At 70.2% G+C, this 11,928-nt stretch carries 11 protein-coding genes; 8 read left to right on the forward strand and 3 right to left on the reverse strand.

What is annotated here, in order from left to right; all coding sequences use genetic code 11:
- Window positions 1-524 (reverse strand): DoxX family membrane protein (locus tag G6021_RS04535; protein ID WP_182640751.1); only part of this gene is annotated, 524 nt, incomplete at its 3' end.
- A gap of 181 nt (window positions 525-705) precedes the next feature.
- The gene (locus G6021_RS04540) at window positions 706-1,407 is read right to left on the reverse strand and encodes an MBL fold metallo-hydrolase (RefSeq protein WP_095717220.1); all 702 of its coding nucleotides are present in this window, start codon (window positions 1,405-1,407) and stop codon (window positions 706-708) included.
- 146 nt (window positions 1,408-1,553) lie between these two features.
- Here G6021_RS04540 and uvrA point away from each other — a divergent pair, with 146 nt between their 5' ends.
- Complete coding sequence (uvrA, locus tag G6021_RS04545; RefSeq protein WP_182609834.1) at window positions 1,554-4,592, forward strand: excinuclease ABC subunit UvrA; 3,039 nt, start codon at window positions 1,554-1,556, stop codon at window positions 4,590-4,592.
- Between the two features lie 58 nt (window positions 4,593-4,650).
- Here uvrA and G6021_RS04550 read toward each other — a convergent pair whose 3' ends face one another.
- The gene (locus tag G6021_RS04550; RefSeq protein WP_095717218.1) at window positions 4,651-5,061 is read right to left on the reverse strand and encodes a DUF1844 domain-containing protein; all 411 of its coding nucleotides are present in this window, start codon (window positions 5,059-5,061) and stop codon (window positions 4,651-4,653) included.
- Between the two features lie 318 nt (window positions 5,062-5,379).
- On the opposite strand from G6021_RS04550, the gene infC reads away from it, so the two are divergent.
- The 7 genes from infC to pheT form a co-directional block, all read left to right on the forward strand.
- A complete protein-coding gene (infC, locus tag G6021_RS04555) occupies window positions 5,380-6,000 on the forward strand; it encodes a translation initiation factor IF-3 (RefSeq protein WP_095717217.1) in 621 nt (206 codons plus the stop codon).
- 93 nt (window positions 6,001-6,093) lie between these two features.
- The gene (gene rpmI, locus G6021_RS04560; RefSeq protein ID WP_007630819.1) at window positions 6,094-6,288 is read left to right on the forward strand and encodes a 50S ribosomal protein L35; all 195 of its coding nucleotides are present in this window, start codon (window positions 6,094-6,096) and stop codon (window positions 6,286-6,288) included.
- Window positions 6,289-6,355: 67 nt separating this feature from the next.
- On the forward strand, window positions 6,356-6,736 hold the full coding sequence (gene rplT / locus G6021_RS04565) for a 50S ribosomal protein L20 (protein WP_095717216.1): 381 nt from the start codon (window positions 6,356-6,358) through the stop codon (window positions 6,734-6,736).
- Between the two features lie 11 nt (window positions 6,737-6,747).
- Window positions 6,748-7,590, forward strand: coding sequence for an RNA methyltransferase (locus G6021_RS04570; RefSeq protein WP_179525167.1), 843 nt, complete (start codon window positions 6,748-6,750; stop codon window positions 7,588-7,590).
- Window positions 7,587-9,248, forward strand: a complete 1,662-nt coding sequence (locus G6021_RS04575) for an ABC-F family ATP-binding cassette domain-containing protein (RefSeq protein WP_182640752.1) — start codon at window positions 7,587-7,589, stop codon at window positions 9,246-9,248. Before G6021_RS04570 ends, G6021_RS04575 begins: the two co-directional genes overlap by 4 nt.
- A gap of 128 nt (window positions 9,249-9,376) precedes the next feature.
- Window positions 9,377-10,432 carry a phenylalanine--tRNA ligase subunit alpha gene (pheS, locus tag G6021_RS04580; RefSeq protein WP_182640753.1) on the forward strand — a complete coding sequence of 352 codons (1,056 nt, stop codon included), beginning with the start codon at window positions 9,377-9,379 and terminating at the stop codon, window positions 10,430-10,432.
- Between the two features lie 41 nt (window positions 10,433-10,473).
- Window positions 10,474-11,928, forward strand: a 1,455-nt coding sequence (gene pheT, locus G6021_RS04585; protein ID WP_182640754.1) for a phenylalanine--tRNA ligase subunit beta, incomplete at its 3' end; no start/stop codon positions are given.

Raw genomic sequence — 11,928 nt, forward strand, 5'->3', positions numbered from 1 at the left:
CCGGCGGCCACGGACTCGGCCTTGGCCCCGGGCAGCTTGGCCGAGACCTTGTCCCCGGCCTTGCGGGCACGCCACGTCAGGCCCGGCTGGCCGGCGGTGTCGACCGATGCGAGCAGGAGCGCACCGAGCAGGGCGACGTCGGTCGCCAGACCGGTGGTCTTGCGGCTCTTGGCGGCGGGGTCGGACTCCGCCCAGAAGTCGTTGCGGGTGACGGTCGTGGGCAGGTGCGACGCCGTGAGGGCGAGGGCCGACAGGCGGGGGGCCTTGCCGAGCGCGAACAGCACACCGGCACCGACCTTGACTCCCGCGAGAGCCTTGACCAGGGTCTCGGTGTCCTTGGTGACCGGCGGCACGGAGGTCGTCACGTGCTCGTTGACGGCCTGCTCGCCCTTCTCCACCAGGGGTGCGGCCTTGTCCACGAGCGGGGCCGCCTTGGCCACATGGGCCTGCGGATTGCGTAGCGTCTCCACGCCGTCGATGACGAACACCGTGGCGAGCATGGGTCGTGCGAGTCGTCGGATCATCGTTCCTCCTGGGAATTGGGATGCGTGGTCGAACCTAGTGAAAACCCCGGCCCGGCGCCTCCGGTCGGAGGATCGTCCCCCGCCACGGACCCTACGGACCTGCGTGATGCGCTGGGACGATCAGCTGTGACGGGGGCCGGATAACGATTCTGATCGGCCGGTCGGTCGGTGCCGTCGGGCGTCACCAGCCGCGCTCTCGCCACGTGCCGAGGTTCGGACGCTCGGCCCCGAGCGTGGTGTCGTCCCCGTGCCCGGGGTGGACCACCACGTCGTCCTCGAGCACGGCGAAGACCCGGGACTCGAGGTCGTCCATGAGGGTGTCGAACTGCTCCCGGGTGCCCGTCTTGCCCGGTCCGCCGGGGAAGAGGGAGTCCCCGGGGAACAGGTGGGTCCCCTCCTCGGTGCGGAGGAGGAGCCCGATGCCGTCCGGGGTGTGACCCCGCAGGCCGATCACCCCGAGGCGCAGGTCCCCCACGACGAGCTCGTCACCGTGGGAGACGTGGCGGTCGGTCGGTACGTGGATGTCCCCGGCGTCACCGGGTGAGGCGATGGTGGTGAGGCCGAGGGCCTCGACGGTCTCCGACAGGCCGATCCAGTGGTCGGCGTGCAGGTGGGTCGTGACCACCTCTCTCACCCCGGGGGCGTGCGCCTGCAGGTGCGCGATGAGCTGGGGGGCGTCGTTCGCGGCGTCGACGAGGAGTGCCGCGCCCGTCGAGACGGACTCGATCACGTAGACGTTGTTGTCCATCTCCCCGACGGAGATCTTGGACAACCGGGCCGGGCCGACGGTCCAGCGCTCACCGGTCAGGCGGCCACCCAGGCGGCCGGAGTAGCCCTCGGTGAGGGTGATGTGCTCGGGGACGGACTCGGTGGGATTCGACATAATTGCAGGCTACTGGCGGCGACGGCGGTTCGTGGTGGTAAGCGTGTCGGGGTTCGTTGGTACCTTCGTCTGCGGGACGGCGGCCATGCGGCGCGCACGGCCACCGCCACGGGTCCGTGGCGACATCCCCCTCGGAAGGAGTACCCATGGTGGACCGTCTGGTCGTCCGCGGCGCACGGGAACACAACCTCAAGGGCGTGGACATCGACGTCCCGCGCGACTCCCTGATCGTCTTCACGGGTTTGTCGGGCTCCGGCAAGTCCTCGTTGGCCTTCGACACCATCTTCGCCGAGGGGCAGCGTCGGTACGTCGAATCCCTCTCCTCCTACGCGCGCATGTTCCTCGGTCAGATGGACAAGCCGGACGTCGACTTCATCGAGGGACTCTCCCCGGCGGTGTCGATCGACCAGAAGTCCACCAACCGGAACCCCCGGTCGACGGTGGGCACCATCACTGAGGTCTACGACTACCTGCGTCTGCTCTACGCGCGGGCGGGTGTTCCGCACTGTCCGACGTGCGGGGAGGTGATCTCGCGTCAGACCCCTCAGCAGATCGTCGACCAGATCCTCGAGGGGGAGGAGGGCGCCAGGTTCCAGGTGCTGGCGCCGGTCGTGCGCACCCGCAAGGGCGAGTTCGTCGACCTCTTCGCCCAACTCGCGGCCGACGGGTACAACCGCGTGCGGGTGGACGGAGAACTCCACACCCTCGCGGAGCCGCCGACGCTCAAGAAGCAGGAGAAGCACGACATCGAGGTGGTCGTGGACCGCCTCGCCGCCAAACCGTCCTCCCGCCAGCGGCTCACCGATTCCGTCGAGACCGCGCTGGGACTGGCGGACGGGGTGATCGTCATCGACTACGTTGACCTCGACGAGGCCGACCCCGGCCGGCGGCGCCGGTTCTCCGAGCACATGGCCTGCCCCAACGGCCACCCGATCGGGCTCGACGACCTGGAACCCCGCGCGTTCTCCTTCAACTCCCCCTATGGCGCCTGCCCGGTCTGCGACGGGCTCGGCTCGCACCTCGAGGTGGACCCCGACCTGGTGATACCCGATCCCGAGCGGTCGTTGGCGGACGGCGCGATCGCCCCGTGGTCGGGGGGCCAGAGCGCCGACTACTTCCAGCAGTTGCTCTCGGGACTGGCCGACGACCTGGGCTTCGACCTGCGCACCCCCTGGCAGGACCTGCCCGCCAAGGTGCGCAAGGCGGTGCTCGGAGGGGCGTCGACGAAGGTCCGGGTGCGGTACAAGAACCGCTACGGCCGGGTCCGGACCTACGACGCCAAGTTCGAGGGCGTCATGTCGTTCCTCAAACGCCGACTGGAGCAGACGGAGTCGGAGTCGCAGAAGGAGCGCTACCAGGGGTACATGCGGGAGGTGCCGTGCCCCGCCTGTGAGGGGACCCGTCTCAAGCCGGAGATCCTCGCCGTCACGATGACCGGCCCCGGCGGGCGTGACCGGTCGATCGCCGACATCTCCCGGATGTCGGTCGCGGACTGCGCCGAGTTCCTGGACGGCCTCGAACTGGACTCCCGCCAGGCGATGATCGCCGGCCGGGTCCTCAAGGAGATCCAGGCCCGCATGGGTTTCCTCCTCGACGTGGGACTGGACTACCTGTCCCTGGACCGGGTGGCGGGCAGCCTGTCCGGCGGGGAGGCCCAGCGCATCCGGTTGGCCACCCAGATCGGGTCCGGTCTCGCCGGCGTGCTCTACGTGCTCGACGAGCCGTCCATCGGTCTGCACCAGCGGGACAACCGTCGCCTGATCGACACTCTCGTCCGGCTGAGGGACCTGGGGAACACGCTGCTCGTGGTGGAGCACGACGAGGACACCATCCGCGCGGCGGACTGGATCGTGGACATCGGACCCCTGGCCGGCGAACACGGCGGACGGGTGGTGCACTCCGGGGACTACGAGGGGCTGCTGGCCAGCGAGGAGTCGCTCACGGGTGACTACCTGGCGGGGCGGCGGTCGATCGCGGTGCCCGACACGCGGCGTGGACTGAACCCGGAGAAGGTCCTCCACGTGCGCGGGGCACGCGAGAACAATCTCAAGAACGTCGACGTGGTGTTCCCGGGCGGTGTGCTGTGTGCCGTCACCGGCGTGTCCGGCTCGGGCAAGTCCACGCTCGTCAACGACATCCTCGCCACCTCGCTGGCCAACCAGCTCAACCGGGCGCGCCAGGTTCCCGGACGGCACTCCCGCATCGACGGGGTGGAGTCGTTCGACAAGCTGGTCCAGGTGGACCAGTCACCGATCGGTCGCACCCCGCGGTCCAACCCGGCCACGTACACCGGGGTGTTCGACAAGATCCGGACGTTGTTCGCGGCGACCACCGAGGCCAAGGTCCGGGGCTACAAGCAGGGGCGGTTCTCGTTCAACGTCAAGGGCGGCCGTTGCGAGGCGTGTCAGGGGGACGGCACGCTCAAGATCGAGATGAACTTCCTGCCGGACGTCTACGTCCCGTGCGAGGTGTGTCACGGCGCCCGGTACAACCGCGAGACCCTCGAGGTGCACTACAAGGGCAAGACCATCGCCGAGGTGCTCGACATGCCCATCGAGGAGGCGTGCGAGTTCTTCGAGCCGATCACCTCGATCCACCGGTACCTCAAGACCCTCTCGCAGGTCGGCCTGGGGTACGTGCGTCTGGGCCAGTCGGCACCCACGCTGTCCGGCGGTGAGGCGCAGCGGGTCAAACTCGCGGCCGAGCTGCAGAAGCGGTCGAGTGGACGGACCGTCTACATCCTCGACGAGCCCACCACGGGTCTGCACTTCGAGGACATCACCAAGCTCCTCCTGGTGATCCAGGGGCTGGTCGACAAGGGCAACACCGTCATCGTGATCGAACACAACCTCGACGTGATCAAGAGCGCCGACTGGGTGATCGACATGGGGCCCGAGGGTGGCGCCGGCGGTGGCGTCGTCGTGGCCGAGGGCACCCCCGAACAGGTCGCGGCGGTGCCGGAGAGTCACACCGGTCGCTTCCTCGCGCAGGTCCTCCCGGTCACGCAGGAGGGCCCGGAGGGATCCCGGACCGTCCCGGTGTCGGTCGATGGTGCGCCCGCCAAGAAGGCGGCGGCGAGCAAGGCCGCGGCCACGAAGGCGCCCGCGAAGAAGGCGCCCGCGAGGAAGACGGCGTCGGACAAGACCGCGGCCAAGGCGGCACGCAAGGCACGGGCCCTGCGCTGACCCGACGCCGGAGGGTGCGACCGTGGCGTCGCGTACCCCGGCGTCGGGCAGTCGGGGGTCAGTAGACGGGGCCGGTGAACTTCTCGCCAGGACCCTCGCCGGGCTCGTCGGGGAACGCGCTGGCCTCGCGGAACGCGCGCTGCAACCCCTGGAGACCATCCCGCACCACGCTGGCCTGCGGCCCGAGGTACTCGGCGGACCCGGTCACGAGTCCGGCGAGCGAGGTGATCAGCTTGCGCGATTCGTCGAGGTCGAGATGCGGGCTCGCGGTCGGGTCGTCGTCGGACAGCCCCAGCTTCTCCGCCGCGGCGCTCATCAGCACGACGATCGAGCGGAAGATGATCTCCTGGGCGGGGACGTCGGCGAGTTCGACGATCTCGACCTCGCGGGCGTCGAGATGGTCCTCGAGAGAACTCTCTGCGGTCGCGTCGGCGGCGGGATCTGTGGACGCGGGGTGGTCGGTGTTCATGCCGAACACTGTCCCACGGGCCGGGCGACTCCGGGCGGTCGGACCGGTTTGGGGGTCCCCGGGAATCCTGGTAGAGTTCTGCTCCGACTGTGGGAATCCGCTTCGTGGTGGGTTCCGACGTCCAAGAGGAGCCCGATCTCCCACCATCCGACGCCCTGGGTTGTTTGATGGTCACCACCCCCGACGAGGGGTCTGCGAGCGTATCGCGGAGACGTCTCGTCGACGGGTGAGGAGTGAGAGGCCCCCCGGTATCCGTGCCGTGGGGCCTTCTCGGTATCGCCGGTGTGTCCGGTGGTGCCGTGGGTACCTCGAGGGCGGATGCGCGACCGCGCGAGCGGTCGCGGACAGAGCACCATCTACCGAGGAGGGCCCATCAGCGCCGAAGCACGTATCAACGAACGAATCCGTGTCCCCGAAGTCCGACTCGTCGGCCCCGGGGGCGAGCAGGTGGGGATCGTTCGCGTCGAGGACGCACTTCGTCTGGCCCTGGAGGCCGATCTGGACCTCGTCGAGGTCGCGCCCACCGCGCGCCCGCCGGTCTGCAAGATCATGGACTACGGAAAGTTCAAGTACGAGGCGGCGCAGAAAGAGCGCGAGTCGCGGAAGAACCAGCAGCAGACCGTGGTCAAGGAGCAGAAGCTCCGGCCCAAGATCGACACCCATGACTACGAGACCAAGAAGGGGAACGTCGTCCGTTTCCTCGAGAAGGGCTCCAAGGTCAAGGTGACGATCATGTTCCGCGGTCGCGAGCAGTCCCGCCCCGAGCTCGGGTACCGGCTGCTCCAGCGCCTGGCGGACGACATCACCGAGTACGGATACGTCGAGACCAGTGCCAAGCAGGACGGCCGTAACATGACCATGGTCGTCGCCCCCCACAAGGGCGCCAAGACCCGGGTCAAGGCGCAGGAGTCGAAGGTCACCGACCCCGCCTCGGAGTAGGACTCCGGCACCACACCGACCACCGGACGCACGTCGTCCGCTCACCCGAGACCCCGCCGGTCTCCGGGACGAACCATGTGAGGAAGACCGATCATGCCGAAGATGAAGACCCACAAGGGCACCGCCAAGCGTTTCCGGAAGACCGGGACGGGCAAGCTCGTGCGCCAGCAGGCCAACCGCCGCCACATCATGGAGAAGAAGCCCACCAAGCGCACCCGTCGTCTCGACGGTCGCACGGACGTCGCCCCGGCCGACGTCCCCCGCATCAAGCGGCTCCTCGGGCTCTGAGCCCTCTCCCATACGTAGTACTTCCGGTCGCCGTGAGGTGACCACCCAGATCAGTGAGGATTGACCAGTGGCACGCGTGAAGAGGGCAGTCAACGCCCAGAAGAAGCGTAGGACCGTACTCGAGTCCACCAAGGGCTACCGCGGGCAGCGTTCGCGGCTGTACCGCAAGGCCAAGGAGCAGATGCTCCACTCGATGACCTACAGCTACCGTGACCGTCGCGCGCGCAAGGGCGACTTCCGGAAGCTGTGGATCACCCGCATCAACGCGGCGGCCCGCGCCAACGACATGACCTACAACCGCTTCGTCCAGGGCCTCAAGCTCGCGGGCGTCGAGGTGGACCGCAAGGTGCTCGCCGACCTGGCCGTCACCGACCCGGCCGCCTTCACGGCGCTCATCGAGGTCGCGCGCAAGGCCCTGCCGGCCGACGTCAACGCGCCGGCTGCCTGACGTCTGCGAATGTGACGCACAGCACCCTGCCCGGGGAGGGCACCGGACGACCCGCGGATCCGTTCACCGAACGGACACCGCGGGTCGTTTCCGCATCCAAGCTCCACCGCGCGGCCGCCCGGCGCAAGGCCGGGCGCTTCCTCGCGGAGGGGGCCAACTCGGTCGAGTCGGCCCTGACGACCGGGGCGGCGATCGAGGTGTTCTGCGGCCCGGACTCGCTCGACCGGTTCGCCACCCTCGTGACCACCGCATCGGCATCCGGGGTCACCGTCTCCGTGGTGACCGACCGTGCGATCAGGGCGCTGTCGGACACCGTCTCGCCCACGGGCATCGTCGCGCTGTGCCGGTCGGTCGTCCGCGACCCCGGGGACCCGGACGAGGGGTCTGTGCGCCTCGTCGCGGTGGGCCAGGCGCTGGCCGAACCGGGGAACGTCGGCACCCTCATCCGCGTCTCGGACGCACTCGGCGCCGACGCCGTGTGGCTCACCGGGGGCGCGGTGGATCCGGAGAACACCAAGGCGGTCCGCGCCTCCGCCGGCAGCCTCTTCCATCTCCCCGTGGTGCGCGGGATCGCCGAGACGGACCTGGTCGACCGCGCCCACCGGCTGGGCCTCCAGGTCGCGGTGGCCACCGGCGACGGTGAGGTGGACATCGAACACGCCGACGACGTGCTGTCCCGGCCGACCGCGTGGGTCTTCGGAAACGAGGCGCACGGCGTCCCCGACGCGCTGGCCGACGCTGCCGACGTCCGCGTGCGCATCCCCCTCCGCGGGCGGGCCGAGAGCCTGAACATCGTCACCGCTGCCTCGATCTGCCTCCACACCAGCGCGCGCCTGCAGGCCGCCGCCTCGTGACCGCCACCCTCACCGCCCGCGGCCTGGGAGCCTCACGAGGTGCGCGGACCCTGTTCGCCGGTCTCGACCTCGTCGTCGCCGAGGGTGACGTCTGGGGGCTCACCGGACCCAACGGCGCCGGCAAATCGACTCTGCTCCACGCCCTCGCCGGCGCGCCCGACGCCGAGATGTCGGGGACGGTCACCGTCAGCCCACCGCACGCGACGGTGGGGTTCCTCCGTCAGGAGGTGGAGCGCCACGACGACGAGGAGGTGCGCGACTTCCTGCACCGCGCCACCGGGGTCGCCGACGCGCAGGCGCACATGGACGCACTCGCGCTGCAGATGGCGGACTCGGACTCGGCCGCCGACGCCTACGGCGACGCCCTCGAGCGATGGTTGGCCCTCGGCGGTGGAGACCTGGACGAGCGGATCCCGGTGACCGCCGCCCGGCTCGGATTGGACGTCGCCGTTCTGGGTCTGCCGATGTCGGCGCTCTCGGGCGGCCAGGCCGCCCGTGTCACCCTCGCCGCCGTGCTGCTCAGCCAGTACGAGATCCTGCTGTTGGACGAGCCGACCAACGACCTCGACCTGGCGGGGCTCGCGGTGTTGGAGGACTTCATGCGGACCGAGCGGCGTCCGATGGTGGTGGTCAGTCACGACCGTGAGTTCCTGGCCAGGTGTGTGACCGGGATCGTCGAGCTCGACTCGGCCCAGCGGCAGATCACGGTGTTCGACGGAGGATACGAGTCGTATCTCGCCGAGCGCGCGCTGGCGCGGCAGCGGGCGCGCGAGGCATACGAGGAGTATGCGGGCCGGGTCGGTCAGCTCAAGGACCGCATGCAGACCCAGAAGACGTGGCTCGACAAGGGCGTCCGCAACACCATGCGCAAGTCGGGCGGCAAGGATGCCGAGAAGGACAAGCACATCCGCAACCGGGCCGGCCAGCGGTCGGAGAAGCAGGCCGCCAAGATCTCCCAGACCGAGCGTGCGATGGAGCGGCTCGACGTGGTGGCCGAACCGCGCAAGGAGTGGCAGCTGCAGATGGAGATCGCGACCGCGCCCCGGTCGGGGTCGGTCGTGGCGGTGTTGTCCGACGCCGTCGTCCGCCGCGGTGACTTCGCGCTCGGTCCGGTGACCCTGCAGATCGACTCGGGGGACCGGGTGCTGATCTCCGGCGCCAACGGGTCCGGCAAATCCACGCTGCTGGGCCTGCTCGCGGGAGATCGGCTCCCGGACACCGGGCGGGTGAGCACGGGAGCCGGCGTCGCGGCGGGTCGCGTCGACCAGGCCCGCGCGGAGTTCGGTGGCCCGGGGCCCCTGCTGGACACGTTCTGCGTGGCCGCGGACCCGGCGGGTCTGGACCCCACCGAGGGTCGGACGGTGCTGGCCAAGTTCGGACTGGGCGGCGAGCACGTCGCCCGGTCGTGCGCGTCCCTGTCCCCGGGGGAGCGGACCAGGGCGGCGCTGGCCCTGCTCCAGCAGCGCGGCGTCAACCTGCTCGTGCTGGACGAGCCCACCAACCACCTGGACCTACCCGCGATCGAGCAGCTCGAGCAGGCCGTGGAGGCCTTCGACGGCACGGTCCTGCTGGTGACCCACGACCGGCGGATGCGCCAGGGTTTCCGGGGGACCCGCGAGCTCGTGGTGGACTCCGGGGCCGTTCACGAGGTGCGTTAGCGGGTGACCCCTCGCGGCGAGGGGTACGCGCAGGTGGGCCGGGGGGTCCGATCCCGATCGACTAGTCTGTTGCGGGATGCCGCCGGCGGTCGCCGGAGATCGCCGTGACGGGGAGGACGAGAGCACAGGTGAGCGAAGACACGAGCGCTGTCGAGGTGCGGATCGACGAGGAGTCGCTGGCCGGGTACGCGGCGGAGGCCGAGGCGGCGTTCGCCGCCGCCACGGACCTGGACGCCCTGGCCGCAGCCAAGACCGCCCACCTGGGCGACCGCAGCCCGATCGCGCTGGGACGCCGGACCCTCGGGTCGCTGCCCAAGGAGCAGAAGGCCTCCGCCGGAAAGGCCGTCAACGTGGCGCGGGGCAGGGTCCAGCAGGCCTATGACGCCCGCCTCGCCGAGCTGCAGGCGGAGCGTGACGCCGCCGTCCTCGTGGCCGAGACCCTGGACCTGACCGTGCCGTCGGGTCGGGCTCCGGTGGGCGCCCAGCACCCCATCACGATCATCACCGAGCAGGTCGCGGACGTGTTCGTGGCGATGGGGTGGGAGATCACCGAGGGCCCGGAGGTCGAGGCGGAGCACTACAACTTCGACGCCCTGAACTTCCTCCCGGACCACCCCGCGCGCACCCTGCAGGACACCTTCCACATCGCTCCCGAGGGCAGCCGCCAGGTGCTGCGCACCCACACCTCGCCCGTGCAGATCCGGACGATGCTCGATCGGGAGCCGCCGATCTACGTGGCCTGCCCCGGTCGGACGTTCCGCACGGACGAGCTCGACGCCACCCACACCCCGGTGTTCCACCAGGTGGAGGGGTTGGCGATCGACAAGGGGCTGACCATGGCGCACCTGCGCGGTGCGCTCGACGCCTTCGCCCGCGCGCTCTTCGGACCGGAGACCTGTACCCGGATGCGGCCCAACTACTTCCCCTTCACGGAGCCCTCTGCCGAGGTCGACGTGTGGTTCCCGCGGAAGAAGGGGGGCGCGGGCTGGGTCGAGTGGGGCGGGTGCGGGATGGTCCACCCCAACGTGCTGACCGCCTGCGGCATCGACCCGGAGGTCTACTCGGGGTTCGCGTTCGGCATGGGCCTCGAGCGCACCCTGCAGTTCCGCAACGGACTGTCCGACATGCGGGACATGGTCGAGGGGGACGTGCGGTTCTCGCTGCCCTTCGGCATCCGCGCCTGACCCACCGCCCCTTCCACCCGAGAAGAACAAGGACCCCCACAGTGCGAATTGCGCAGTCCTGGCTGACCGAGATCCTGCAGCGGGCCAACGACGGTTGGTCGGTGACCCCGGCCGAGCTCGACGCGGGGTTCGTGCGCGTCGGCCTCGAGGTCGAGGGCGAGCCGGAGCAGTTGCCCGAGATCTCGGGACCGCTCACGATCGGTCGGGTCAGCAGTATCGAGGAGCTCGAGGGGTTCAAGAAACCCATCCGCTTCTGCCTGGTCGACGTGGGTGCCGGCGAACCGCAGCAGATCGTCTGCGGGGCGCGGAACTTCGAGGCGGGCGACCTGGTGGTCGTCGCGCTGCCCGGAACCGTCCTTCCCGGTGGGTTCGAGATCGGCAGGCGGAAGACGTACGGCAAGCCCAGTGAGGGCATGATCTGCTCGGCGTCCGAGCTGGGGATCGGATCCGACCACAGCGGCATCATCGTCCTGGCCGAGGGCACTGCGGAGCCCGGCGACCCGGCCGGGCCGGTCCTCGACGCCGGGGCGGCGGGACCCGACACCGTCATCGAGCTCAACGTCACCCCGGACCGCGGGTACTGCCTGTCGGCGCGCGGCCTGGCCCGCGAACTCGCGTGTGGATTCGGCCTGGACTTCGCCGATCCCGCCGTCGAACAGGGCCTCGGGTCCGAGGGCGAGACCTGGCCGCTCGAGGTGACGGAGGAGTCCGGCGCCCGCCGGTTCGCCCTGCGCCGGGTCACCGGAGTGGACCCCACCGCGCGGACACCGTGGTGGATGGCCAGGCGGCTGCTGCTGTCGGGCGTGCGCCCGATCTCGCCGGCGGTCGACGTGACCAACTACGTCATGCTCGAGCTCGGGCACCCGATGCACGCGTTCGATGCCGCGACGCTCGAGGGCGGTCTCGTCGTCCGCCGGGCGCGGTCCGGGGAGGTGCTCACGACCCTCGACGACGTCGAGCGGACGCTGGACCCCGAGGACGTGGTCATCTGCGACGACCGCGGGCCGATCTCACTGGCGGGTGTCATGGGCGGCGCGAGCACGGAGGTGTCCGGGCAGACCACGGACGTCCTCCTCGAGGCCGCCGTGTGGGACACCCTCGCGGTGTTCCGGACGATCCGCCGTCACAAGCTCCCCAGTGAGGCGGGCAAGCGGTACGAGCGTGGTGTCGACGCCGCGGCCACGATCGCCGCACTGGACCGGGCGGCGACGCTGCTCGCCGGGATCACCGGCGGCACGGTCGAGGCCTCGCTCACCGACATCGGTTCCGCCCCCGTCATGCCGACCATCGCGTTCGATGAGGGCAGGCCCTCCCGCGTCGCCGGCGTGGACTACCCGACCGGCACCGCGCGCCACCGCCTGGAGCAGGTCGGGTGCACGGTCACCGGGGACGACGAGGTGCTGCTCGCGGTCACCCCGCCGACCTGGCGACCGGACCTCACGCTGCCCGCGGACCTGGTGGAGGAGGTCCTCCGCCTCGAGGGGTTGGAGAACATC

This window comes from Dietzia sp. CW19 (genome assembly GCF_014145265.1).
GTDB classification, from domain to species: Bacteria; Actinomycetota; Actinomycetes; order Mycobacteriales; family Mycobacteriaceae; genus Dietzia; species Dietzia natronolimnaea.